The sequence below is a fragment of the Tabrizicola sp. genome (assembly GCF_034366665.1).
Classification (GTDB): Bacteria; Pseudomonadota; Alphaproteobacteria; order Rhodobacterales; family Rhodobacteraceae; genus Tabrizicola.
The window spans coordinates 12,349-35,079 of record NZ_JAXMMF010000075.1; the positions used below are offsets into that span (position 1 = coordinate 12,349).

At 66.7% G+C, this 22,731-nt stretch carries 23 protein-coding genes; 16 read left to right on the forward strand and 7 right to left on the reverse strand.

The features are described from left to right. The first annotated feature begins 1 nt into the window (after position 1). From U1E69_RS10080 to U1E69_RS10095, 4 genes are read left to right on the forward strand one after another with little or no spacing between them, the layout of a single operon-like run. The gene (locus U1E69_RS10080) at positions 2 to 538 is read left to right on the forward strand and encodes a hypothetical protein (protein WP_322244248.1); all 537 of its coding nucleotides are present in this window, start codon (positions 2 to 4) and stop codon (positions 536 to 538) included. Positions 539 to 575: 37 nt separating this feature from the next. Continuing rightward, positions 576 to 1,679, forward strand: a complete 1,104-nt coding sequence (locus tag U1E69_RS10085; protein WP_322244249.1) for a sugar ABC transporter permease — start codon at positions 576 to 578, stop codon at positions 1,677 to 1,679. A 7-nt stretch (positions 1,680 to 1,686) separates the two neighbouring features. Then, on the forward strand, positions 1,687 to 2,652 hold the full coding sequence (locus U1E69_RS10090; RefSeq protein WP_322244250.1) for a carbohydrate ABC transporter permease: 966 nt from the start codon (positions 1,687 to 1,689) through the stop codon (positions 2,650 to 2,652). Positions 2,653 to 2,688: 36 nt separating this feature from the next. After that, entirely contained in the window at positions 2,689 to 3,144 is a 456-nt protein-coding gene (locus tag U1E69_RS10095; protein ID WP_322244251.1) for an RbsD/FucU family protein, read from the forward strand. Between the two features lie 94 nt (positions 3,145 to 3,238). Here the strand turns inward: U1E69_RS10095 and U1E69_RS10100 are convergent, their stop codons facing one another. Genes U1E69_RS10100 through U1E69_RS10115 form a run of 4 tightly spaced genes read right to left on the reverse strand, consistent with a single transcriptional unit; the run spans position 3,239 to position 7,342 of the window. Next, a complete protein-coding gene (locus U1E69_RS10100; protein WP_322244252.1) occupies positions 3,239 to 3,976 on the reverse strand; it encodes a creatininase family protein in 738 nt (245 codons plus the stop codon). Next, the gene (locus tag U1E69_RS10105) at positions 3,973 to 5,448 is read right to left on the reverse strand and encodes an FGGY-family carbohydrate kinase (RefSeq protein WP_322244253.1); all 1,476 of its coding nucleotides are present in this window, start codon (positions 5,446 to 5,448) and stop codon (positions 3,973 to 3,975) included. The genes U1E69_RS10100 and U1E69_RS10105 overlap by 4 nt, the downstream gene beginning before the upstream one ends. Next, positions 5,445 to 6,533, reverse strand: a complete 1,089-nt coding sequence (locus U1E69_RS10110; protein ID WP_322244254.1) for a M42 family metallopeptidase — start codon at positions 6,531 to 6,533, stop codon at positions 5,445 to 5,447. The genes U1E69_RS10105 and U1E69_RS10110 overlap by 4 nt, the downstream gene beginning before the upstream one ends. Continuing rightward, positions 6,530 to 7,342: a BtpA/SgcQ family protein gene (locus tag U1E69_RS10115; RefSeq protein ID WP_322244255.1), complete on the reverse strand. Its 813-nt coding sequence runs from the start codon at positions 7,340 to 7,342 to the stop codon at positions 6,530 to 6,532. The genes U1E69_RS10110 and U1E69_RS10115 overlap by 4 nt, the downstream gene beginning before the upstream one ends. A 90-nt stretch (positions 7,343 to 7,432) precedes the next feature. Between U1E69_RS10115 and U1E69_RS10120 the strand changes: the two genes are divergently transcribed. Continuing rightward, on the forward strand, positions 7,433 to 8,455 hold the full coding sequence (locus tag U1E69_RS10120) for an aldo/keto reductase (RefSeq protein WP_322244256.1): 1,023 nt from the start codon (positions 7,433 to 7,435) through the stop codon (positions 8,453 to 8,455). 80 nt (positions 8,456 to 8,535) lie between these two features. Here the strand turns inward: U1E69_RS10120 and U1E69_RS10125 are convergent, their stop codons facing one another. Then, positions 8,536 to 9,501: a sugar phosphate isomerase/epimerase family protein gene (locus U1E69_RS10125; RefSeq protein WP_322244257.1), complete on the reverse strand. Its 966-nt coding sequence runs from the start codon at positions 9,499 to 9,501 to the stop codon at positions 8,536 to 8,538. Then, the gene (locus U1E69_RS10130) at positions 9,498 to 10,238 is read right to left on the reverse strand and encodes a GntR family transcriptional regulator (protein ID WP_322244258.1); all 741 of its coding nucleotides are present in this window, start codon (positions 10,236 to 10,238) and stop codon (positions 9,498 to 9,500) included. Before U1E69_RS10130 ends, U1E69_RS10125 begins: the two co-directional genes overlap by 4 nt. A 64-nt stretch (positions 10,239 to 10,302) precedes the next feature. Between U1E69_RS10130 and U1E69_RS10135 the strand changes: the two genes are divergently transcribed. Beyond that, entirely contained in the window at positions 10,303 to 11,814 is a 1,512-nt protein-coding gene (locus U1E69_RS10135) for an altronate dehydratase family protein (RefSeq protein WP_322244259.1), read from the forward strand. Here the strand turns inward: U1E69_RS10135 and U1E69_RS10140 are convergent. Further along, positions 11,807 to 12,652 (reverse strand): amidohydrolase family protein, encoded by an 846-nt coding sequence (locus U1E69_RS10140; protein ID WP_322244260.1) that lies wholly within the window; start codon positions 12,650 to 12,652, stop codon positions 11,807 to 11,809. The two genes, U1E69_RS10135 and U1E69_RS10140, sit on opposite strands and share 8 nt — an antisense overlap. 112 nt (positions 12,653 to 12,764) lie before the next feature. On the opposite strand from U1E69_RS10140, the gene U1E69_RS10145 reads away from it, so the two are divergent. From U1E69_RS10145 to U1E69_RS10190, 10 genes are all read left to right on the forward strand, one after another. Further along, positions 12,765 to 13,628: a PfkB family carbohydrate kinase gene (locus U1E69_RS10145; protein ID WP_322244261.1), complete on the forward strand. Its 864-nt coding sequence runs from the start codon at positions 12,765 to 12,767 to the stop codon at positions 13,626 to 13,628. Positions 13,629 to 13,748: 120 nt separating this feature from the next. Next, a complete protein-coding gene (locus tag U1E69_RS10150) occupies positions 13,749 to 14,531 on the forward strand; it encodes an oxidoreductase (RefSeq protein ID WP_322244262.1) in 783 nt (260 codons plus the stop codon). Beyond that, entirely contained in the window at positions 14,531 to 15,430 is a 900-nt protein-coding gene (locus U1E69_RS10155) for a MurR/RpiR family transcriptional regulator (protein WP_322244263.1), read from the forward strand. The genes U1E69_RS10150 and U1E69_RS10155 overlap by 1 nt, the downstream gene beginning before the upstream one ends. Further along, entirely contained in the window at positions 15,427 to 16,152 is a 726-nt protein-coding gene (locus tag U1E69_RS10160) for an SDR family oxidoreductase (protein WP_322244264.1), read from the forward strand. Before U1E69_RS10155 ends, U1E69_RS10160 begins: the two co-directional genes overlap by 4 nt. Then, positions 16,145 to 17,293 carry a Gfo/Idh/MocA family oxidoreductase gene (locus tag U1E69_RS10165; RefSeq protein ID WP_322244265.1) on the forward strand — a complete coding sequence of 383 codons (1,149 nt, stop codon included), beginning with the start codon at positions 16,145 to 16,147 and terminating at the stop codon, positions 17,291 to 17,293. The genes U1E69_RS10160 and U1E69_RS10165 overlap by 8 nt, the downstream gene beginning before the upstream one ends. 5 nt (positions 17,294 to 17,298) lie before the next feature. Continuing rightward, the gene (locus U1E69_RS10170) at positions 17,299 to 18,213 is read left to right on the forward strand and encodes a sugar phosphate isomerase/epimerase (RefSeq protein WP_322244266.1); all 915 of its coding nucleotides are present in this window, start codon (positions 17,299 to 17,301) and stop codon (positions 18,211 to 18,213) included. Between the two features lie 32 nt (positions 18,214 to 18,245). Next, positions 18,246 to 19,262 (forward strand): ABC transporter substrate-binding protein, encoded by a 1,017-nt coding sequence (locus tag U1E69_RS10175; protein WP_322244267.1) that lies wholly within the window; start codon positions 18,246 to 18,248, stop codon positions 19,260 to 19,262. 67 nt (positions 19,263 to 19,329) lie between these two features. Beyond that, the gene (locus U1E69_RS10180; RefSeq protein WP_322244268.1) at positions 19,330 to 20,820 is read left to right on the forward strand and encodes a sugar ABC transporter ATP-binding protein; all 1,491 of its coding nucleotides are present in this window, start codon (positions 19,330 to 19,332) and stop codon (positions 20,818 to 20,820) included. Between the two features lie 259 nt (positions 20,821 to 21,079). After that, the gene (locus U1E69_RS10185) at positions 21,080 to 22,033 is read left to right on the forward strand and encodes an ABC transporter permease (protein WP_322244269.1); all 954 of its coding nucleotides are present in this window, start codon (positions 21,080 to 21,082) and stop codon (positions 22,031 to 22,033) included. Beyond that, entirely contained in the window at positions 22,030 to 22,599 is a 570-nt protein-coding gene (locus U1E69_RS10190) for an ABC transporter permease (RefSeq protein ID WP_322244270.1), read from the forward strand. The genes U1E69_RS10185 and U1E69_RS10190 overlap by 4 nt, the downstream gene beginning before the upstream one ends. The last annotated feature ends 132 nt before the right edge of the window (positions 22,600 to 22,731 follow it).

Consider the following 22,731-nt stretch of genomic DNA (forward strand, 5'->3'; position numbering starts at 1 on the left):
AATGTCGCTTCGCAACAAGATTATTCTGCCCGTGTTCTGCATCGCCATGGCCTGGCTTTTGGTCGATCTGTTTGCGGCGCGACGGGACGTATCGGTCCTCTTGCCAGAAACGGTTGAGACCACCGGAGTCAGCCATCTGTGGGGTGCCAAGGACGGCTTCGGCCTGAACGCGAACGGGGCGATCTTTGCCGTACTTGACCTGTCCGACAGCGCGGCCCAAAGCATCGCCGATGGCGGCATCCTGTGGCTGAATGCCCAGCCCGGCGGCCGCATCACCCCCGACTGGCAGCCGACACCGGTTCCCCGCACCCACTTCTGGATGGGCCGTCCCGACAGCACCGCCGGCCCCTGGCCCAATCCGACGATCCTGGCCGTTCGCGAAGAGTATGGAGCCGGTCCTCACATCCCCCGCGACCCTCAGATCGCCCTCGACGCTGCACTGAATGCCCAAGGCAGCTTCTACGCCGTCGGTCCCGGCAGGCTGGTTGCGGTCGTCGTCCCCGCCACCCGCCGCGCCTTTGTCTTCTACGCCGGATAGCGCTTGCGTCCTGCCTGCCGGCAGCTAACATGCTAGCATGAGCGGCAGCGATCACCTTCACGTCGTCACCAGCGACAACATCTCCGACGCCCGGCGTCTGACCGGTCGCTTGCTTGTCTGGGGAACGGCCGGCCTCATGGCGCTTGTGGCGCTGGCGCAGACGGCGCAGGTGTTGGGGTGGCGCGACTTCGGCTTCTCCGACTGGCGGCCGACGCTTTACGCCTACTGCCTCTGGGCCACATGCCTGTGCTGGGCGCAGGTCATCACCCGCGGAGAGCAGGGCAAACGCACGCTTTTTGTCCTGCCCGCCGCGCTGTTTGTCGTCTCGCTCACTGTCTTCCCTCTGCTCTTCGGCCTGATCATCGCGTTTTCCAGCTGGAACCTTTCCAGCCTGGATGGTCGCCAGTTCAACGGCGTGGACAACCTTGTCCAGATGTGGGGCGATCCGTTCTACTGGAACGCGCTGGGCAACATGGTCATCTATGTGGCCGCGATCCTGGTGGAATATGCCATCGCCTTCGGCCTGGCGCTGATCCTGGCCGGGCAGATCCGCGCGCGCAAGTTCTGGCGCGTGGCCTTCCTGATGCCGCTGATGCTGTCGCCCGTGGCCGTCAGCTGGATGGTCGGCAAGTCGATGCTGGAGGCCCGCTTCGGCCCGCTCGCCCGCCTGGCCCGCGCCCTGGGGATCGAGAACCCGAGCTTCTTCGAAAGCCCCTGGATGGCGAAGCTGACCATCATGGTGCTGGATGCCTGGACCTTCATCCCTTTCATGATGATCATGCTGCTGGCGGGCTTGCAGGCTATCCCGAAAGAGCTGCAGGAGGCCAGCCGCGTTGACGGCGCGACGGGCTGGAAAAGCTTCTGGGAGATCACCTTTCCGCTGATGCTCCCGGTCTCGGTCACCGCGATCCTGATCCGGATCATCTTCAAGCTGAAGCTGGCGGACATCGTCATCAACGTGACCTCGGGCGGGCCGGGAGGGGCGACGGACACCGTCACCAGCTTCATCTTCCGCGAATATCGGGAACGCTCGAACGTTGGTTATGGGACCATGCTGGCGATGGTCTATCTGGTGCTGATCGTCATCGCGATGACCTTCCTGATGAAATTCGCCAACCGCCTGACGCGGCCCAGGACCTGAGGGACAGATGACCGACACCCCCGTCCAGATCTTCCGTGACAGCGAGGCCGACCGTGGCTTTCGGATGAAGTGGTGGGCCAGCCGCGTCGCGATTTATGGGGTTCTGGTCCTCTGGGCGGTGATCTGCCTCTTTCCGATCTACTGGACCGCGACGACCAGCTTCAAACTTGCCCCGAACGTGATGCAGGGCCAGATGGTCCCCTTCCCGCAGGCCTGGACGCCCGAGGGGGACTGGGCCAAGTCGGTCTTCTACGCGCCGAAGTGGAAAGGCTGGGAATCCATCGGGATGTCGCCCCAGACCCTGAGCCAAGAAAGCACCGTCCGGGCCGAGTTCCTGAAGCGGTTCATGAACTCGACCATCGTGGCGCTTGTGTCCTCGACCCTGGCGGTGGTGCTGGGGGCGATGGCGGCCTACGGGCTGTCGCGGTTTCGCTACAAATGGGCCTGGATGAAGAACGACGACATCTCGTTCTTCTTTCTCAGCCAGCTGATCCTGCCGCCTGTGGTGCTCGCTCTGCCGTTCCTGGTGCTTTACAAGGAGCTTGCGCTGCTGGACACCCGGATCGGGCTGATCCTGCTTTACACGCTGTCGGTCCTGCCCATCGTCATCTGGATCATGAAGGACCAGTTCGAGACGATCCCGACCGAGCTGGAAGAGGCCGCTCTGGTCGACGGGTTGTCGATCTGGGGGGCTTTCCTGACGATCATCGTCCCCATCGCCTTGCCGGGGATGGTGGCGGCCTTCATCCTGAGCCTGGTCCTGACCTGGAATGAATATTTCTTTGCGGCCCTTCTGACCTCGACCCACGCCAACACCCTGCCGGTGATGGTCGCCAGCCAGACCGGAAGCCAGGGCATCAACTGGTGGTCGATGGCGGCGCTCAGCTTCGCGGCGATCCTGCCCTTGATCGTGATCGGGATCGTTCTGGAGCGGTTCATCATCAAGGGCATGGCCGCGGGGGCGGTGAAGTAAGGTGGGCAGTATTGCCCACCCTACGCGGGGGATCGCATGCTGAAAGGGATCGACCAGAGGCTGTCGGCAGAGGTTGTCCATGTCCTGATGCTGATGGGGCACGGCGACGATCTGGTGATCTGTGACGTCAACCACCCGGCCGCGACCATTGCGGCCGACACGACCTATGGTCGGCTGATCGACATGGCGGGCTGCGACATCCCGACAGCGGCCCGGGCGATCCTGTCGCTGATGCCGCTGGATAGCTTCGTGCCCGCCCCGGTCGCGCGGATGCAGGTTGTTGGCAACCCCGAGGGCCAGGTGCCGATCTTCGCCCGCATGCAAACCGTGGTCGATCAGGCCGAGGGCCGACCCGTGTCTGTTCAGGCGCTGGAGCGGTTTGAATTCTATGCCGCTGCCAAGCGCGCCTTTGCGATCATCCGCACGTCGGACTCCGGCCCCTACGGCTGCTTCATCCTGAAAAAGGGCGTGGTTGATCTGCCCGAACCATGATGCTGCAGGGACACCTCCTCGTGCGCCTTCGGCTTCTCGTCGGAGGGTCAGCGAGGAGTGACGAAGTCATCGACGAGCGGTTACGGGAGGCGCGTCAGCCGAGGCCCAGCACCTGCCGCAGATGGGTCAGCGCGATCTGGACACCGCGCTCACCCAGTTCTACCGAGGCCTCGTTGGCATCCCCGGTATACCAGTGTTCGCCATCCTGGGCGCGGGCCATGTCCACCGTATCGGGAGCAAGGGCCTGCATCAGCGCCGTCTCGCCTTTCCCGGCATGGTCGAAGGGAAACTCCGCGCCCTTCGGGAACAGGGGGTGGATGCGGATCCAGTTGAACGGGTCGTCCCCTTCCGCCTGCCGGGCGTAATAGTCCTGCATCCCCCGGTCGCCCCACCAGCCGGGGCCGCGCGTGGCTTCCAGATACCGCATGATCGCGTTGCGGCCCGCGAGGCGAAAGGCGAGGTCCGTCGGCATGCCCTGATCGAAGCCCTCGGTCTGGTGGTGGATCACGCCGCGGATGTTGCGGAAGCCCGCCTTCAGCAGTGCGGTGAAGAGGCCTTCGGCCATCGGCAGGAGGGCCGAGGCGTCGATGTGCAGCGTCCCGGTCCCCTCTGGCCCCGCGACGGCATGGCTGGCCGCGCCATAGGCGAAGGGCGGGAGGGTGATGATCTGATCCCCCAGCCGCGCCAGAACCTCGGTCACTGCCAGAAGGTCCACACCGGCTGGAAGGTGATGGCCGTGATACTCCATCACGCCGATGGGCAGGACGACAGGGGTGTTCGCCGCGATGGCCGCGTGCAGCTGGTGCGGGCGGAGGCGGGCGAAGTCGGTCACGGCAGGGCCTGCATCAGGTCGCGGGTCTGGGTGTAGAGCCGCTTCCAGAGGGGGTATTGGGTGGCGTAGGCGGGGACGGTTTCCGGCTGCACCGTTGTGGCGTTGGGGTTCCAGGCCAGGATGTCCTGCGGCTGGGCCGCCCCGATGGCGCAGGCAGCCAGGAAGGCGTCGCCATAGCTGGCACCGATGGTCTTTTCGCAGACGTGTTGTGCCACGCCGCCGAAGTCCGACGTCGCCTGCAGCCAAAGCGCGTTCTTCGTGCCGCCGCCCACCGCCAGCACCCGTTCGGGGGAGGCTCCGACTTCGGCGTAGGTTTCCAGCACATGCGCGGTTCCGGCGGCGATCCCTTCGCAGACGGCGCGGAACATGTCGGCGCGGGTGTGGGTGAGGTTCAGGCCGAAGAACGCCCCCCGCGCGTGGGGGTCGTGGATCGGCGAGCGTTCGCCGGAGAAGTAGGGGAGGCAGAGGAGGCCCTTGGCGCCCTTGGGGCTTTCGGTTGCCTCAGTGACGAGGGCGGCGAAGTCGGTGTCGCGGGCCAGCTGGTCGCGGAACCAGTGGGTCAGGGTGCCAGAGGTCGCAAGGCCCGCCATCGAGGCATGGGTGCCGGGGAAAAGCCAGGGCGCGTACCACAGGCGGGGGTCGCGGACTGGGCTTCCGGTGACCTGGATGATGAAGATGGTCGAGCCATACATCAGCATCATCTCGCCCGGGTGCTGGACGCCCACGCTGACCGCCTCGGCCGCCGCGTCGATGGTGCCGCAGGTGACAGGGGTGCCTTCGGCGAGGCCGGTTTCGCGCGCGGCTTCGGCGGTGATGTGGCCGGCGATCTCGGTGGACCACATCAGGCGGGGGAGTTTGGAGAGGGGGATGATCTCCGGCGCGAGGTCGGTGGTCCAGTTCTGTGTCGTGACGTCGTAGAGCGGCGAGAAGTTCGCGGCGGTGTAGTGGTCGATGACGTACTGGCCGGTCAGCTTCCAGGTGAGGTAGCTGGTCGAGGTCAAGACCATCGCGGTCTGCGCATAGAGGTCGGGATGCGACTCTTTCAGCCATAGGATCTTTGGCCCGACGGATTGCGAGGTCAGCGCATTGCCGCAGCGTTGGTGGATCGTGGCTTCGCCGATGCGGGCGTTGAGGGCGGCGATCTGGTCCGTCGCGCGGGTGTCGACGCCGTAAAGGACGCCGTTCATCAGGGGTTTTCCCGCGCTGTCCACGGGCAGCATGCAGGGGCCGATGGCAGAGGCGGCGACGGCTTTGATCTCTGCCGGGTCGAGGCCGGACTGGGCGAGAAGCGCCTTGGTGATGTGGACGAAATCGCCCCACCAGTCTTCCTCGGCCCGGTGTTCGGCCCATCCGGCGCGGGGGACGAGCATCTTGTGGGGACGCGAGGCTTGGGCGGTGATGCGACCCTGGGCGTCGACGAGGACGCCCTTGGATTCGAAGGTGCCGATGTCGATGCCGAGTGTGTGGGTCATCGGGTGAGCTTGAGGTCGGGGGTGATGGCGGAAAGGGCGGTGTCGAGGAGGGTGACGAGGCCTTCGAGGTCCTGTGGGTCGACGACTTCGAGGGCGGAGTGGGAGTAGCGCATCGGGAAGCCGACATCGAGGCAGGCGACGCCCTCGGGGCCCATGAACTGGATGTAGCTGAGGTCGGTCAACGCGCCCGTGTGGGCAGAGCGCTGGAGGGGGAGGTTGGCGGTGTCGGCGGCGTTCTCGAACAGGCGGACGAGGGCGGGGTGCGGGATCACGCCGTTCAGGGTGCCGCGACCGTGGAAGGAGTAGAGCGAGATGCCGGGGCCGCCGCCGAGGGTGACGTCTCCGCGCTGGGTCATGTCGGGGGTGTCGCAGGCGAGGAGGAGGTCGATCTGCAGCGCGATGGCGGGTTGGAGAGCGGTGGCGGCAGGCAGGACGCCGCGAAGGTTGTATTCCTCTTGCACCGACCAGACGAGGTGGAGGGTCGGGCCGGGTTTATGCTGGCGGGCTTCGGCGAGTTTCAGGAGGGCGGCACAGCCCGCGCGGTCGTCGACGGAGGTGCCGGCGATGCGGCCGTTGGCGAGGGTGAGGGCGCGGGGGAGGTAGGTGACGGGGGTGCCGATCTTTACGCCTGCGGCTTCGGCTTCGGCTTTCGTCGAGAACCCGGCGTCGACGTAGAGGTCGGGGTAGGGGAGGACCTTGTACTTCTCCTCTGGCGTCGTCGCGTGGTGGCTTTTGTTGGCGATGAGGGCTGGGAGGTCGCCTTTGTCGGTGCAAAGAACGACGGCCTGCGCGGGCAGGGCGCGTTCGGGGACGCCGCCGAGGCGTTCGAGGCGGATGAGGCCGCTGGGTTCGATCTTGCGGACGATGAAGCCAAGCTGGTCCATGTGGGTGAAGACCATCACGGGCGGCAGGTCCGGGTCGCCGGGGATCGTGCAGGTCAGGTTGCCGAGGCGGTCGGAGTGATGCGGCAGGCCGAGGGAGTCGAGGTGCGCGGCGATGGCGAAGGCGACGCGGGTTTCGTATCCGGCGAGGCCGGGGATCAGCATCAGTTCGACCGTCAGATCGGCGACGGGCGGAAGGCTCATTTCCCGCCCCGGGCGGCGCGGGCGCGGGCCATGAAATCGGCGGCGCGGTCGGGGTCGACGGCGGCCCAGGTGTCTCCGTTGTGCTTGAGGGCGGAGCCGACGATGCAGCCGTCGGCCACGGCCAGGACATCGGCGACGGTGGCGTGTTTGACACCGGTATTCGCCAGCACCGGAGTGGTCGGCAGGACGCGCTTGACGCCCTCCAGGTCCTCCATCCGCGCGGCTTCGCCGGTGATGGCACCCGAGACGAGGACGGCGTCGGGGATCGAGGAGAAGACGGCGGACCGGGCGCGGTCGGGCAGGGGGCGGCGGTCGAGGCTGTCGGCGAATTCGGCCGAGACGTTGTAGAGACGCGCGACGCCTCCGGCCCCGAGGCGCTGGGCGTAGCGGACGGCGGCGCCTGCGTCAGGGGCCCAGACGCCCATGTCAGAGGCATAGGTGCCGGTGAAGATCTCGCGCACGAAGGCGGCCCCGGTGGCGGCGGCGACGGCGAAGCTGGACATCGGGTCCCACAAGACGTTGACGCCGAAGGGGACGGTGATCTCGTCGCGCAGGCGACCGATGACATAGGCCATCGTGGCGGAAGTGGCGGTGTCGACCTTCAGCTCATAGGGGCGGTCGTTTTCGTTGCCGAACATCACCGCGTCGAAACCTGCGGCCTGCAACGCCTTCAGGTCGGCGCGGGCACCGGCCAGAATCCCCTCGACCCCGCGGGCATCGTCATAAAGCGGCGCGCCGGGCGAGGCGCCAAGATGCACCATGGCAATGACGGGTTTACGGTCCCCGAAGACAGCTTGAAAACGCGACATGTGATCCTCCAACCGGCGTCACGCTAGCGCGAAAGAAGTTGGACGGGAAGTCGGATCATACTAGCATGTCAGCGCAAGCGGAGGACGTGCATGCTGGCGAAACGGCACTGGGATCGGCTGGGCAATGGCGGGCTGACCTTCACCGAACTGGGCTTCGGGGCGGCCCCCATGGGCAACCTGTTCAAGGCGATCACCGACGATGAGGCGCATGCCCTGCTTGAGGCGGCCTGGGACGGCGGCGTGCGCTATTTCGATACCGCGCCGCTTTATGGGCTGGGACTGTCCGAAACCCGGCTGAACCGGTTCCTGCGCGGCAAGCGACGGGAGGATTACGTCCTGTCCTCGAAGATCGGGCGGCTTTTGCGGGCGGTGCCACCCGACCAGCGCGACGGCTTTGGCAAATGGGTCGACGTGCCGGCGCGGAAGGAGGTCTTCGACTACAGCTACGACGGCACGATGCGCAGTCTGGAGTTCTCGTTGGAACGGCTGGGCGTCGACCGGATCGACATCCTTTACGCCCATGACCTGGATATCTTTACCCACGGCGGGCAGGCGGCGATGCAGGCGCGGCTGGAGGAGTTCATGGCGGGTGGCTACCGCGCGCTGGTGGCGCTGCGCGACCAAGGCGTGATCCGGGCCTTTGGCGGCGGGATCAACGAATGGCAACCCTGCCAGTGGCTTTTGGAGCGGGGAGATTTCGACATCTTCCTGCTGGCGGGCCGCTATACGCTGCTGGAGCAGGAGGCTCTGGAGAGCTTCCTGCCCTTGTGCGTGGAACGCGGGGTCGGCATCGTCGTTGGCGGCCCTTACAACTCGGGCATCCTGGCGACGGGGCCGAAGCCGGGGGCGCACTGGAACTATGCCCCGGCGCCGGACTGGGTGATGACCAAGGCGGCGCGGCTGCAAGAGGTCTGTGCGGCGCATGGGGTGCGGCTGGTGGATGCGGCGTTCCAGTTCCCTTTGCGGCATCCGGTGGTGGTTTCGGTCATTCCCGGTGGGCAGGGGCTGGCGGAGATGGCCTCGAATTTCCGGGCCGCACAGGCGGTGATCCCGGCGGCGCTGTGGGAAGAGCTGCGGGCCGAGGGGCTGGTCAGGGCAGACGCACCGATCTGAACAGCGCCTCCTCGTTCGACTTCGTCTCCTCGTCGGGGGTGCCCCAGCGAGGAGCGACGAAGTCGACGACGAGCGGTGTCTCACGCGCCGTAAAGCGCGGCCAATACGATCCGGGTCGCGGCAGCTGCGTCCTGTCGGGCCTGCGCTGCGGCCAACTCGGCGTTGTCCGCCAGCGTCCGGGCAAGGGCGCGGAGCCGGTCCGCCACGGCGATGTTCGCCCGCGCCTCGCCCACCGGATCGGTGCCGCCGTGGTCGGGGAAGGTGTCGAAGTAGATCACCCCGTCATAGCCAGCCCGGTCCAGCGCCATGAACAGCTCTACCGTCTGCACAGGGTGGACGGACCCGGCGATCAGCCCGTCATCGCGTTTGCCGTATCCGTCGTTCAGGTGGACGCCGAGGATGCGGCTATGGCGCGCGGCCAGCATCGCGGCACGGGCCGGCATCTCACCGGCGAAGAGCATGTGGCAGAAGTCGAGGGTGACGCCGGTATTGGGGCGTGCGACCTCGGCCAGGGCCAGAAGCGTGGTGGTCATGTCGGGCATGACGACATGGGCGCGGGGTTCGTTGGGCTTGTATTCCACCGCGATGTCGATGGTGGGGTTGTGGTCGGCGACCTCGGCGATGGCGGAAATGCTGTCGTCCCATTGGCGCGCGTAATCGGCCTGGAACGAATAGTCGAAGCCGTCCTGGCCCAGCCACAGCGTCATCAGCCGCCCGCCCATTTCGGCAAGCGCGTCGATCCCGCGCTTGGTCAGGTCGATGGCGGCGCGGCGGGTGGTCGGGTCGGGGTGGCTGAACGCCCCGAGCCGGAACCCGGGATCGGTGTAGTAGCGCATCGCAAGGCCGTTCAGCGCCATGCCGTTGTCGGCAAGGATGTGGCCAAGTTCGGCGGGTGTTTGATGGTCGAAATGGTCGGGGAAGTTCAGGTCGGCGGCATCAAGCCCTCCGACCTTGCCGGCGGCGGCGATCATCTGGGCCACCGTGTCGCCCTTCTTCTTGAACGCGTTCAGCCGGGTGGCGTAGCGCGGGCGATTGGGCAGGGTCATGACTGTCCTTGCGGCGAAAAGAGTTCGGGGTGAGCGCGTTCCAGCGGCTGCAGATAGGTCAGAAGCTGGCGCAGGTGGTGCTGGACGGCCAGGCGCGCGGCGTTGGGGTTGCGGGCTTCGAACGCGGCAAGGATCGCCCGGTGTTCGTCCAGCGTCGTCTGCAACCGGCCCTCCACGGGCAGGATCAGCTGGCGGGCGCGGTGCACGGACAGCCAGGCGGTCTGCGACACCTGTGGCAGGCGGGGAAAGCCGGTGAAAGACAGCATCATCTCGTGCATCTGGCCGTCCAGCGCCATGAAACCCTGGGCATCGCCGTCGGCGACCAGAGCCTCTTGCAGCCGGACATTGCGGCGCAGGTCGCGCAGCTGCTCCTCGGCGATGATCGGGGCGACAAGCTCGGCGGCGGCCACTTCAATGGCCTCGCGGATGAAGGCCCCCTCGCGGATGTCGGTCATCGACAGCCGGGTCACGAAGGTCCCGGCCTGGGGGACCACGTCCACAAGCCCGTCCGAGGCCAGCCTGGCCACCGCATCGGCCACGGGGCTGCGCGAGACGCCAAGGCGGTCGCAGATCTCGGGCTTGCGGATGATGTCGCCGGGCCGGAAGGCCAGAGTCAGGATCGCGTGTTTCAGGCTTTGGTAGACCCGCTGACCAAGCGAGCCCTGGAACCGCTCCAGCGGCAAAAGCCGGGATGCGCCATTCTGGTCTTGTGATCCGGTCGGGGGCGCTTGTAGCATGCTAACATGTTAGGCTTGGCGGACCGCCTGTCAAGAAACGACACGCGGGGCGAAGGGGGAACTCATGGCGGATGCTACTATCCGATTGCACGCGACAGACAACCTGGTGATTGCGCTGAGCGACCTTGCAAAGGGCGCGACGGTGCCCGGAGTATCGGTCCCCTTGCCGGGTCCGGTACCGCGCGGCCACAAGCTGGCGACGCGCTTTATTGCCAAGGGCGAGATCGTGCTGCGCTATGGCCAGTCCATCGGCCAGGCGATCGAGGATATCCCCGAGGGCGGGCATATCCACAGCCACAACCTTGGCATGGGGCCGCACAGCACGGATTATGCCATCGGGCAGGGGGCGACCCCGCTGCCACCGCTGCCCGTGCGCGAGTTCATGGGGTATCACCGTTCGGACGGGCAGGTGGGGACGCGGAACTATCTGGGCATCCTGACCTCGGTCAACTGCTCGGGGTCGGTGGCGCGTTTCATCGCCGAAGCGGCCGAGAAGGACCCCGTCCTGTCGTCAATGCCCAACATCGACGGCTTTGTGCCCATCGTCCACAACACCGGTTGCGGGATGTCGGGGGTGAACGAGGGCTACGATACCCTGATGCGCACGCTGAAGGGCTATGCGCGGAATGCGAACTTCGGCGGCATCCTGCTGGTCGGTCTGGGCTGCGAGGTGATGCAGGTGCCGGACCTGGTGGGGCAGGGGCGCCTGCGGCCTGACGGCAACTTCCGCTACATGACGATCCAGGGGACCGGCGGGACCCGCGCGACCATCGCCAAGGGGCTGGAGGTCTTGCGCGAGATGGCCGAGGTCGCCTCGAAAGTGTCACGCGCTCCGGCTCCGGTGTCGAAGCTGATCGTCGGGCTGCAATGCGGTGGCTCGGACGGCTATTCCGGGATCACGGCGAACCCGGCCCTGGGCCATGCCAGCGACTTGCTGGTGCGGATGGGCGGCACGACGATCCTGTCCGAGACACCGGAAATCTACGGGGCGGAACACCTGCTGACGCGTCGGGCTGTCGCGTCCGAGGTCGGCGAAAAGCTGATCGAACGGATCAGGTGGTGGGAGAACTACACCGCGATCAACGGCGGCGAGATGGACAACAACCCCAGCCCCGGCAACAAGCGAGGCGGCCTTACGACGATCCTGGAAAAGTCGCTGGGGGCCGTGGCCAAGGGCGGGACGGCGCCCCTCAGTGGCGTCTACAAGTTCGCCGAACCGATCACCGCGCCCGGCTTTGTCTACATGGACAGCCCCGGCTATGACCCCTGCAGCGTCACCGGTCAGATCGCCAGTGGCGCGACGATGATCGTCTTCACCACCGGGCGCGGGTCCGTCTCGGGCTACAAGCCCAGCCCCTGCATCAAGCTGGCCACCAACAACGAGATGTACCAGCGGATGGCCGAGGACATGGACATCAACTGCGGCGATATCATCGACGGGGTCAGCATCGAAGCCAAGGGCGCGGAAATCCTGGAGAAGATCATCGCCGTCGCCTCGGGCGAGCAGACCCTGTCCGAGGAGCTGGGCTTTGGCGGGGCCGAGTTCGTGCCCTGGCAGATCGGCGCGGTCATGTGATCCGGTAGAAGGCCCGGGCGGTGTCGCGGAAGATTTGCCGCTGCTCGGTCTCCGACAGGTCGGCGATCAGGTCTTCGACCAATGCGACCCAGGCCGGATAGCTGATGGCAAGCGTCGAGACCGGCCAGTCGCCGCCGAACATTATGCGGGACGGCCCGAAAGCGTCCAGTGCCACATCCATGTAGGGGCGCAGTGTTGCGGGCGTCCAGTCGGCAGCGGCCTCGGTCGCGACGCCGGACAGCTTGCAGACCAAGTGCTCGCGCCGCGCCAGGTCGCGCAGCTGGTCGGCCCAGGGCTGGATCAGGCCCGCCGCGATGCCCGGCTTGGCGATATGGTCCAGCACCATCGGCACGTTCGGGCAAGCGTCGGCAAGGCCGATTGTGGCCTGCAACTGCGGGTGTTTCAGGCAGAGGTCGAAGGAAAGCCCGTAATCGGCCAGCGCCCGCACCCCCGCAACGAAATCGGGCCGCAGGCAGAAGGCCGGGTCCGGCTGGTCCTGATAGATGCGCCGGACGCCCCGGACCTTTGCGGTCGCCGCCAGCCGTTCCAGCGCGTGCCGTGCGGCATCGCCGGTTTCCAACGGCGCATTGCAGACCATCGCGGCAATCCGCGGCTCCTCCTGCGCCCAGTCGAGGACGGCTTCCGCCTCGGCGAAGGCCTGGCCGATGGCGGCATCGCATTCCAGGAAAACCAGCGCGTCGATGTCGATCCCGGCACTTGCGGCCAGGAAGTCGGCAGGCAGAAAGGGCCGGTCCAGCGGGTCGAAAAGCCAAGGATAGGTCAGTCGGCGCGGGTCCCACAGGTGCAGGTGGCTGTCGATGATCGGGAAGCTGGGCATCGGGGTCTCATGCGCTGATATGCGGCGATGCTACACCGGCGCGGGTCCTTGGGAACAGCTTGCGCTTTGGCCCGGCACCCGTAACCTGACGCCGGAACGAACGGAGCACCATGTGACCCCTACTGTCCTAGTCGTCGGCAGCCTGCACCATGACATCATGGTCGAGGCCGACCATCTTCCCCGCCGGGATGAGACCGCCATCGGCCACCGCTGGTATCCCAAATTCGGTGGCAAGGGCGGCAACCAGGCCGTTGCGGTGGCGCGCGCCGGGGTCGCGTGCCGGATGCTGGGCGCGGTCGGGGCGGACGGGTTCGGCGCCTATCTGCGCGCGGGCTTGCAGGCCGGGGGGGTGGACGACCGGTTCGTTTCGGTGCTGCCGGACGTCGGCTCGGGGATGAGCGTGGCGATCCAGGATGCGGTGGGCGACTATGCCGCCACCATCGTTTCGGGCGCGAATGTGCGGATCGATCCCGGTGCGCTGGCGGACTCGGGCCTGTGGCAGGGGGTAAGGCTGCTGATCCTGCAGAACGAGGTGGCGGAAACACTGAACCTTGCCGCCGCCCGCGCGGCGCGGGCCCGAAGCGTCCCGGTGCTCTTGAACGCCGCCCCCGCGCGGGCGCTGCCCGAGGCGCTGGTGTCGTTGGTCGACCTGCTGGTCGTCAACGCGGTCGAGGCCGAGATGATGGGCGCGGGTGCCGTGACCGACCTTGCCAGCGCCGCCGACGCGGCCCGCCAGCTGTCCCAACGCTTTGGTCGCGTCATCGTCACGGCGGGAAGCCAAGGGCTGGCGGCCGCCACACCCGATGCCAGCGATTTCCGGCTGACGGCGGAAAAGGTGCTGGCCGTCTCCAGCCACGGTGCGGGCGATGCCTTTGTCGGGACCCTGGGTGCCGGCCTTGCGTGCGGCACCCCGTTCCAAGCGGCTGTTCAGGCGGCCTCGCACGCCGCGGCCCGGCATGTCAGCGGGGCCAGCTGAGGCTGCGCTTTTTCAAGGCGGGGCGCACGCGGGGCCTTCCCAGACGGCTGCCATCCGGTAACCATGCGCACAGAGGTGCCAGTTGGGGCCCAGTGTCGGGGCCAGTGCAAGGGGCTGGGCATGGAACTTGGGCTAGGACGGAAGACGATCATCGTCACCGGGGCAGCCAGCGGGATCGGCGCGGCCATCGCGCGGTTGCTGGCGGCCGAGGGGGTGGCTGCCGAGGGGGTGGGCGGCCTTGTCCTGACCGATCGGGATGCCGAAGGGCTGACCCAGATCGCCAGTGAACTGGCGGCAGTGCCGGTCGAAGCTGTGGCGGCCGACCTTCTCGATCCTGCCGCCCCGTCCGCCATCGCGGTGGCAGCCGTGGCGCGGTTCGGGCGCATCGACGGGCTGGTGAACGCCGCGGGGCTGACGACGCGCGGCTCGTTCCGGACCGGGACGGCCGAAATCTGGGACGCGGTTTTTGCGGTTAACGGGCGTGCGGGGTTCCTTCTGATGCAGGCCGCCATCGCCGACATGATGCTGAGGGGCGCGGGGGGCACAATCGTCAACATCCTGTCGATGAACGCCCATTGCGGCATCCCGGACCTTGCGATCTACGCCGCCTCGAAGGGCGCGATGCTGACGCTGACGAAGAACGCCGCCCATGCCCATATGGCCAACAGCATAAGGGTCAACGGCATCAACCTTGGCTGGGTCGCGACCGAGACCGAGCGCCGCATCCAGACGGAACTTCTGGGCAAGAACTGGGAGACGCAGGTCGCCGCCACGCAACCCCTTGGCCGGTTGGTCAGCGCCGACGAGTGCGCGCGGCTGGCCGTGTTTCTTCTGTCCGACGCCTCGACCCCGATGAGCGGGGCGGTCATCGACCTGGAACAGAAAGTGGCGGGCGCGATCTGATGGACGCTCCGCCCCGCGATTTCGAGGCATTGCGTGCCGCGCTGGTGGCGCGGTCCGGGCGGTTGTCGAAACGGCTTTCCCAGGTGGCGCAGTTCTTCCTGAATCACCCCGAGGAGGTGGCGGTGTCGACCCTGGTGCGGCTGGCCGACCTGGCCTCGGTACCCCCGGCGACGATCACCCGCTTTGCCAAAGAGCTGGGATTTCAGGGCTTTGCCGACCTGCAACTGGTCTTCCGTGAGCGGCTTCTTGGCCCTCGTCTGCCCTATGCCGAGCGGGTCTCGGGGGCAGGGGACAGCGACCTCGATCAGCCCGGGGTGGTTTTCGGCAGCTTCGTGCAGGCGGCCGTCCAGTCGCTGTTGCGGATCGAAGAGGCGCTGGACCGGGATCAACTGGCGGCCTGTGTCGAGGTGCTGGCCGCGTCCGAAGTGGTGCACGTCGCGGCGGCGCGGGGGGCGTTCGGGCTGGGGGCCTACACGGTGTACGGGTTGGGCAGCCTTGGGCGGCGCGCGCAGCTGATCGACAATCTGGGGGCGATGCGCGGGATGCAGGTGGCGGCGATGGGACCGGGGGATACCCTTCTGGCGATGACCTTCGACGACTATACGCCCGAGACGGTCGAGGTTGTCCGGCTGGCTGCTGCGCGGGGCAACCGGGTGCTGGTGATCACCGACAACGCGCTGTCGCCGGTGGCAGGGCTGGCGACGCATGTGCTGTATGTGAACGAGGCGCGGCTGGGCCATTTCCGCAGCCAGGTCCCGGCGATGGTTGTCGCTCAGGCGATGATCGTGGGGCTGGGGCGAAGGCTGGGGACGGTAGAAAACATCCATAATCGGGAAAATGAAAAATTCGTTGCATCGACTCGGAAGCTGGCCAAACATGGCCGCGGGAGGACGTCATGATGCACAGCCGGTTCGATTTCGCCGGGGCGGAGGTCGTGGTCGTCGGCGCAAGCCGCGCGGGGATCGGGGCGGCGATTGCCAGGGCGTTTCAGGATGCGGGGGCTGTGGTCGCGATCACCGGGGCCGAGCCGGAGCCGGCGGCCGAGGATGCGGCGCGGTTCAGCTACACCCGGCTTGATGTGACGGACGGGGCGGCGGTGAAGGATTTTGCCGCGCAGCATCAGAGGGTCGATGTGCTGGTCAACTGCGCCGCGATCACCGCGCGGGGCGAGGAGATGGCTCCGGAGTTCTTTGCCCATGTCGTCAACGTCAACCTGCACGGCACCTTCCGCATGGCCGAGGCGTTTCATGGGCCGCTCAAGGCCGCAAAGGGTGCGCTTATCAACATCGCGTCGATGTATGCGATGTTCGGGAGCCCGAAGAACCCGGCCTATGGCGCTTCGAAGGCCGCCGTGGTGCAGCTGACGAAGTCGCTGGCGATCGCCTGGGCCGGGGACGGTATCCGGGTAAATGCGGTGGCCCCCGGTTTCATTGTGACGCAGCAATCAGCGCGCAGCCGGACAGACCTGGCCCATGTGGCCGCCGTTAATTTGCGAACCCCGATGGGCCGCTGGGGTCAGCCCGGTGACATTGCAGGGCCGGTCCTGTTCCTGGCCTCTGACGCTGCTGGCTTCATGACCGGGACCTGCCTGGCCATTGATGGGGGATATTCCGTTGTCTGACCTTTCCAAGATCGGCGCGGCCGTCATCGGCACCGGCTTCATTGGCGCGGTGCATCTGTCCACTTTGCGGCGGCTGGGGATGCCGATCGTCGGCGTCCTTGGCTCCAGCGCCGCGCGGGGGGCCGAGCGGGCGCGGGCTTTGGGGGTGGCGAAGGCCTACGGCTCGCTGGACGAGCTGCTGGCGGACGCATCCGTCCAGGTGGTCCACGTCACTTCGCCCAACGTCGCGCATTACGGGCAGGTCAAGGCGATCCTCGCCGCCGGAAAGCATGTGATCTGCGAGAAGCCGCTGGCCATGACCTCGGCCCAGTCGGCGGAAATGGTCGCGATGGCCCGTGCCAGCGGCAAGGTTGCGGCGGTTTGCTACAACACGCGCTTTTACCCGTTGAACCAACACGCCCACGGGATGATGAAGGCCGGAGAGTTGGGAGAGTTGCGCCTGATCACCGGGCATTTCCACCAGGACTGGTTGGCCAAGGACACCGACTGGAACTGGCGGCTGGAAGCGGATGAGGGCGGGCCGCTCCGCTCGGTCAGTGACATCGGCACGCATTGGGTGGACCTGACGAACTTCGTCACCGGGCAAAAGCCCGTTGCCGTGATGGCGGAACTGGCGACCTTCATCCCCGAACGCCAGAAGCCGCTTGGCCCCGTGGAGACCTTCACCGCCACCAAAGGCCCCACGGAAACCCGCAAGATCGAGACGGACGATGCGGCTACCATCCTTCTGCGCTATGGCAACGGTGGGCGGGGGATGATGTCCACCAGCCAGATCAGCCACGGACGGCGGGGACTTCTCTGCTGGGATATCTCCGGCTCGAAAGCATCTGCTGCCTGGTCCGCCGAACACCCCGAGGATCTGTGGATCGGCCACCGTGAGGCGCCGAACCAGGTCCTCCTCCGTGACCCGTCGCTGATGAACCCCACGGGCGCGGCCGCGGCCTTCATGCCCGGTGGCCACCCGGAGGGCTTTGCGGACACCTGGGCCGCCTTTTTCACCCAAGTCTACCGCGATGTCGCACGCGGGGGTCGGGGAGAGGGGTCCACCTGGGCCACCTTCGACGACGGCCACTACGAGATGCTGTTCTGCGACGCGGTTCTGGAAAGCGCCGCAAGCGGAACCTGGGTCAACGTGGGATAAGACAGATGCAGCTTGGTATCCTTACCGCCCCTTTCCCCGACACGCCGCTGGAGGCCGTCGCCGACTATGCTGCCAGCGCCGGTTTCGAGGCGCTGGAGATCGCCTGCTGGCCGCAGGCCGGGGGCGAAAAACGCCGCTATGCGGGGACCGCCCACCTGCCGATCGAGGAGATGACCGCCTCGCGCGGCAGCGAAATCATGGGGATGCTGAAGGCGAAGGGCCTCACCGTCTCCGGCCTCGGCTACTACCCCAACCCCCTCCACGCCGACGCCGCTCACCGCGAGGCCGTTATCGGGCACCTGAAGAAGGTCATCACCGCCGCAAGCCTGATGGGCGTGAAGTTGGTCAACACCTTCGTCGGCGGCGACCGGACGCTGACGGTCGACCAGAACTGGACCCGCGCGACCGAGATTTTCGCCCCCATTTTCGCCCATGCCAAGGCCAGTGGCGTGACGCTTGCGTTTGAAAACTGCCCGATGATCTTCAGCCATGACGAATGGCCGGGCGGGCACAACATCGCCTACTCACCCATTGTCTGGCGCCGCATCTTCGAGACCTGGGGCGATGCCGTGGGGATGAACTACGACCCCAGCCACCTGGTCTGGCAGATGATCGACGCGGGCCGCTTCGTCCGCGAGTTCGGACCCAGAATGGTCCATGTCCACGCCAAGGACCTGATGATCGACCGCGACGGGCTTTACGACCACGGCATCCTGTCGGCCGGGATGGGCTGGCAGATCCCCCGCATGCCGGGCCTGGGCGAAGTCGACTGGCAAGATTTCTTCGCAACCCTCTATCGCGCGGGCTATGATGGCCCCATCATCATCGAACACGAGGACCGCGACTTCGAAGGCACCGATACAAAAATCAAACGCGGCTTCGCGCTGGCTCGGGACGTCCTGCGCCCTTACGTCAAGTAACCAACGATAACCAACGATCTGGGAGGATCACCATGAAACGACTGCTTCTTGGAACCGCGATGGCCCTGGGCCTGACCGGTGTGGCTTCGGCTGAAGGCTACAAGATCGGCATCTCGAACACCGTGCAGGGCAATGGCTGGCGCGAGCAGATGGTCTGCGCCATGAAGGCCGAGGCACTCGCCTCGGGCAAGGTCGAAAGCCTGAACATCGCGCATCGCAACACCGACGCGGCGGGCCAGCTGGAGGACATCCGCAACCTGATCCAGGCTGGGGTCAATGCCATCGTGGTCAATCCCTCGAACGCCGACGGCATCAACGCGGCGATCAAGGAAGCCACGGACGCGGGCATCGTGGTTGTCGCCGTTGACCAGGCGGTGACCGAGCCTTCGGCCTATATCCTGTCTAACAACCAGGAGGAATACGCCTACCTCGGCGCGAAGTGGCTGTTTGAACAGATGGGCGGCAAGGGGGCCGTGGTCTACATGCGCGGTGCCGCCGGTGCAGGTGCCGACAACGACCGCGACAAGGGCTTCAAGCGGGCGATGGCCGAGTTCCCGGACGTGACCGTGGCGCAAGAGGTCTTCACCGGCTGGCAGCAGGACCAGGGCAAGCAGCAGATCAACGATATCATCGCGGCGGGCGTGCCGTTCCAAGGCATCTGGACCAGCGGCATCGACAACGTGATCGTCGATGCGCTGGTCGAAAGCGGCGCGCCGATGGTGCCGGTCGTCGGTGCCGACAACGCGGGATTTGTGGGCCAGCTGTCGTCGGTCGAAGGCCTGCAGGGCGCGGCCGTCACCAACCCCGGATCGGTCGGTGGTGCGGGCGTGGCGCTGGCAGTCCAGATCCTTGACGGCAAGATGCCGGCCGAGAAGACCGTGCTGGTGAACCCGGAGCTGTGGGAAAACGTGACGGACGAGGGCAAGGCCAAGCTCGCCGCCGCCGCGAACCCGAACCTGTCGCCGGAATGGCCGGTCTCGGTCTCGATCCCCGGCTGGACCACCTACACGATGGACCAGATCATCGCCTGCAAGGGCCCGGGCGAATAAGCCCGGCAGATCCGTGGCAGCCCCCGGGAAGACTCGGGGGCCGCCTTCCCTTGTCCGAAAGCCTGCCATGCCGGATGCCACCTCCGACGCGATTCTTGACGCCACCGGCGTCGCCAAGCGCTTTGGCGCGGTCCAGGCCCTGAAGAACGCCTCGTTGCAGGTCGGGCGTGGCCAGGTCGTCGCCCTGATGGGTGCTAACGGCGCGGGCAAATCCACCTTCGTCAAGATCCTGACTGGGGTTCTGAAACCCGACGCGGGCCATGTCCGCATCAAGGGCCGCGACAGCACCGTCGCCAACCCTGCGGGGGCGCGGAAATGGGGCCTCGTGCCGGTTTACCAGGAACCCTCGCTGATCCCTGACCTGTCGATCGCCGACAACCTGCGGCTTGGCGACACCCCGATGGACCCGTTCCGGCATTGGGTCAGCGAGCTTGGCCTGCCGGACCTGTCGCCCAACGCAATGATCCGCGCGCTGCCGCTTGCCTCGCTTCGCATCGTTGACCTGGCCCGGGCCTTGGCCATCGAACCCGATGTCCTCCTCCTTGACGAACTCACCGCAGCCCTGCCGACCGACCTTGTCGACCGCGTGCTGAGGGTCGTGCGGTCCCAGGCCGACGCGGGCCGGTCGGTGATCTACGTCTCGCACCGGTTCAACGAGATCGCCGCGATCTGCGACCGGGCGACCGTGCTGCGCGACGGCATGACCGTGGGCGACGTGAAGATCGAACCGGGGATCGAGGACCGCATCGTCGAGATGATGCTGGGCGGGGCCGTTGCTGCGGCGGTCGCCGAAGAACGCCCGGTGAAACCAATTCCCGCCGAGACTCCCCGCCTGCGGGTCCGCAGCCTGAGGACCGGCACGCGTCTCACCGACGTTTCCTTCGACCTGCACAAGGGCGAGGTTCTGGGCGTTGTCGCGCTGGAAGGCCAGGGCCAGGACGAGTTGTTCGATGTCCTTGCCGGAAACCGCAAAGCCAGCGCTGGGACGGTGGAAGTGGACGGGAGCCGCAAGACCTTCCACCACCCCGCCGACGCCATCGCCGCGGGGCTGACCTTGGTGCCTGGCGACCGGGCCCATGCGCTATTGATGTCGCGCTCGGTCCGGGATAACATCGCCGTGCCGCTGCTGGCCCGGGTCCGGAACTGGGGTGCGATCCGGATGGGCGACGAGGCCGCCAAGGTCAATGCCGCTGTCGAGACGCTGCAGATCGACACCCGCGCGCAAGGCGAGGTCCGACGGCTGTCGGGCGGCAACCAGCAGAAGGTCACCATCGCGCGCTGGATCGCCAAGGGGGTGCAGACCCTTCTCCTCTTCGATCCGACACGTGGCATCGACATCCGCACCAAGCGCCAGATCTACGGCCTCGTCCGCGACCTGGCCGACCAGGGGGCTGCGGTTCTCTTCTACACCTCGGAACTCGCCGAGATTCGGCTGGCCTGCGACCGCGCCGTGGTGATCTTCAACGGCCGTGTGGTCGATGTCATCGACGCAAAAGACGCCGATGAGGCCACCCTGATGCGCGCCGCTTACGGTCTGACCGAGAAGACCCCGGCATGACGGCCAAGCGTCATCTCTCTGCCGGTCGTTCGTGCCACGTGTTGCGGTCCTCGGGTCGCCGGGCCGCTCAACCCCGGCCTTTCACATTGGTCCAAGTATCCCCGCCGGAGGCACGACGGGGTTTGCGCCACGGGTTCAAGCAGCACATGTCGCGTCCGAGCCGCTTTGCGTCCTTCACGCAAAGCGGCGAGACAAAAGGCGCGCGCCGCAAGGCGCTCAATGTGATAGCCGCCCTTGCCCGACGCGATGGGGTCCAACCATGAAACGCTGGACCCAAGCCAACGCCTGGACCCTGGGGCTGGCCGTCCTCCTGGCCGCTCTTCTTCTGACCACCAAGCTGATCCAGCCTGATTTCGGGACCACGGGCCTCGACAGCCTGGCCCGCGCTGCGTTGCCGTTCGCGCTTGCGACCATCGGCATGGCGATCGTCGTCCTGGCCGGAGGCATCGACCTCTCCATCGCCGCGATGATGGCGGTGGCCAGTGTGACCGGGGCCGTGCTGATGGACGGGGCCTCGGATGGCCAGTCGGTGCTGATTGTCCTTGGCGTCCTGCTGCTTGGTCTGGCGATGGGGGCCATCAACGGGGCGCTGATCACCGTCTCGAAGGTGCCCGACATCGTCGTCACTCTGGCGATGCTGTTCGTCTGGCAAGGCGTCGCGCTCTTGATCCTGAACGCGCCGGGGGGCGGTGCGGCGCCCTGGCTGCGGGCCCTGTCGGCCGGAGGCATCCCGGGGATCGACTGGCTGCCCCGCGCCGTGGTCTTCCTTGCCGTCGTTACCGCCGTGATCTGGGTGCCGATCCGCCGATCCAGGCTGGGTCTCAGGCTTTACGCCATCGGTTCCGACCCCTTGGCGGCCTTCCGCTCGGGCGTACCCGTCGGCCAGACCCGGATCATCGCCTATGCGCTTTGCGGCCTCTTCGCGGCGCTCGGGGGCCTGTCCGTCACGATGAGCACCGGGATCGGCGAGCCGATCCCCGGTCCCTACCTCCTCGCCTCGGTCGCCGCCGTGGTGCTGGGGGGCGTGGTTCTGGGCGGAGGCAGGGGGGGTATCCTTGGCCCGATCCTTGCCGTCTTCATCCTGCGGACCGTGCGGATGGACCTGACCCTGCTGTCCGTCGATCCCAATGTCGCCGCGATCATCGAGGGCACGATCATGGTCGCCGTGGTGATGTTCGGGGCAGTGCTGGCCACCCGAGGGCGCAAGACATGACGATGACCGACACCCCCACCGCGATGTCCCGCCTGGGCCGCCTGATGGTCGACCGGCCGCTGGTGCCGCTGATCGGCCTTCTGTTCCTCCTCATCGCCATCCTTGCGATCCTCAATCCCGGCGTCCTCAGCATGTTCTGGGCCAGTAACACGCTGAAGATCGCCATTCCGCTGGCGATGCTGGCGGCCTGCCAGACGATGACGATGCTGACCGGCGGCATCGACCTTTCCGTAGGCACCGCCGCCACAATCGCCGCCTACCTGACCGCCACACTCTCTCCGCTGATCGGAGTGCCCCCGGCCATCGCCATCGCTCTTGCCTCGGCCATCCTGATCGGCCTTGTGAACGGCTTCGGCATCGCCATCTGCCGCGTCCATCCGCTGATCATGACCTTGGGCACCGCCCTGATCGCCACGGGCTGCCTCCTTGTCTATCAGCGCTATGTCATCGCCACGGGCGTCCTGATCCCGGACTTCCTGCTCTGGCTCGGCACCGGCCGCACCCTGGGCCTGCCGAACAGCCTCGCCCTCTTTATCCCCTTCGCCGCCCTGATCATCTGGGCGTAACCCTCGGCGGTCGTTTCGAAGGGGCTGCGGCGGCCGCACGCCATGTGATAGAGCTTGTCGCCTTCGCCCAGCGTGTCTTCGATCGCACGGAACGCGCGCAGGGCCGCCATGTGCCATTCCGGCTTGCGGAAG

Bases quoted from the DNA above. Each gene is read 5' to 3' on its own strand.
- U1E69_RS10080 (WP_322244248.1), top strand. From the start codon at position 2: ATGTCGCTTCGCAACAAGATTATTCTGCCCGTGTTCTGCATCGCCATG.
- U1E69_RS10085 (WP_322244249.1), top strand. From the start codon at position 576: ATGAGCGGCAGCGATCACCTTCACGTCGTCACCAGCGACAACATCTCC.
- U1E69_RS10090 (WP_322244250.1), top strand. From the start codon at position 1,687: ATGACCGACACCCCCGTCCAGATCTTCCGTGACAGCGAGGCCGACCGT.
- U1E69_RS10095 (WP_322244251.1), top strand. From the start codon at position 2,689: ATGCTGAAAGGGATCGACCAGAGGCTGTCGGCAGAGGTTGTCCATGTC.
- U1E69_RS10105 (WP_322244253.1), bottom strand. From the start codon at position 5,448: ATGACCCACACACTCGGCATCGACATCGGCACCTTCGAATCCAAGGGC.
- U1E69_RS10110 (WP_322244254.1), bottom strand. From the start codon at position 6,533: ATGAGCCTTCCGCCCGTCGCCGATCTGACGGTCGAACTGATGCTGATC.
- U1E69_RS10115 (WP_322244255.1), bottom strand. From the start codon at position 7,342: ATGTCGCGTTTTCAAGCTGTCTTCGGGGACCGTAAACCCGTCATTGCC.
- U1E69_RS10120 (WP_322244256.1), top strand. From the start codon at position 7,433: ATGCTGGCGAAACGGCACTGGGATCGGCTGGGCAATGGCGGGCTGACC.
- U1E69_RS10125 (WP_322244257.1), bottom strand. From the start codon at position 9,501: ATGACCCTGCCCAATCGCCCGCGCTACGCCACCCGGCTGAACGCGTTC.
- U1E69_RS10130 (WP_322244258.1), bottom strand. From the start codon at position 10,238: ATGCTACAAGCGCCCCCGACCGGATCACAAGACCAGAATGGCGCATCC.
- U1E69_RS10135 (WP_322244259.1), top strand. From the start codon at position 10,303: ATGGCGGATGCTACTATCCGATTGCACGCGACAGACAACCTGGTGATT.
- U1E69_RS10140 (WP_322244260.1), bottom strand. From the start codon at position 12,652: ATGCCCAGCTTCCCGATCATCGACAGCCACCTGCACCTGTGGGACCCG.
- U1E69_RS10150 (WP_322244262.1), top strand. From the start codon at position 13,749: ATGGAACTTGGGCTAGGACGGAAGACGATCATCGTCACCGGGGCAGCC.
- U1E69_RS10155 (WP_322244263.1), top strand. From the start codon at position 14,531: ATGGACGCTCCGCCCCGCGATTTCGAGGCATTGCGTGCCGCGCTGGTG.
- U1E69_RS10160 (WP_322244264.1), top strand. From the start codon at position 15,427: ATGATGCACAGCCGGTTCGATTTCGCCGGGGCGGAGGTCGTGGTCGTC.
- U1E69_RS10170 (WP_322244266.1), top strand. From the start codon at position 17,299: ATGCAGCTTGGTATCCTTACCGCCCCTTTCCCCGACACGCCGCTGGAG.
- U1E69_RS10175 (WP_322244267.1), top strand. From the start codon at position 18,246: ATGAAACGACTGCTTCTTGGAACCGCGATGGCCCTGGGCCTGACCGGT.
- U1E69_RS10180 (WP_322244268.1), top strand. From the start codon at position 19,330: ATGCCGGATGCCACCTCCGACGCGATTCTTGACGCCACCGGCGTCGCC.
- U1E69_RS10185 (WP_322244269.1), top strand. From the start codon at position 21,080: ATGAAACGCTGGACCCAAGCCAACGCCTGGACCCTGGGGCTGGCCGTC.
- U1E69_RS10190 (WP_322244270.1), top strand. From the start codon at position 22,030: ATGACGATGACCGACACCCCCACCGCGATGTCCCGCCTGGGCCGCCTG.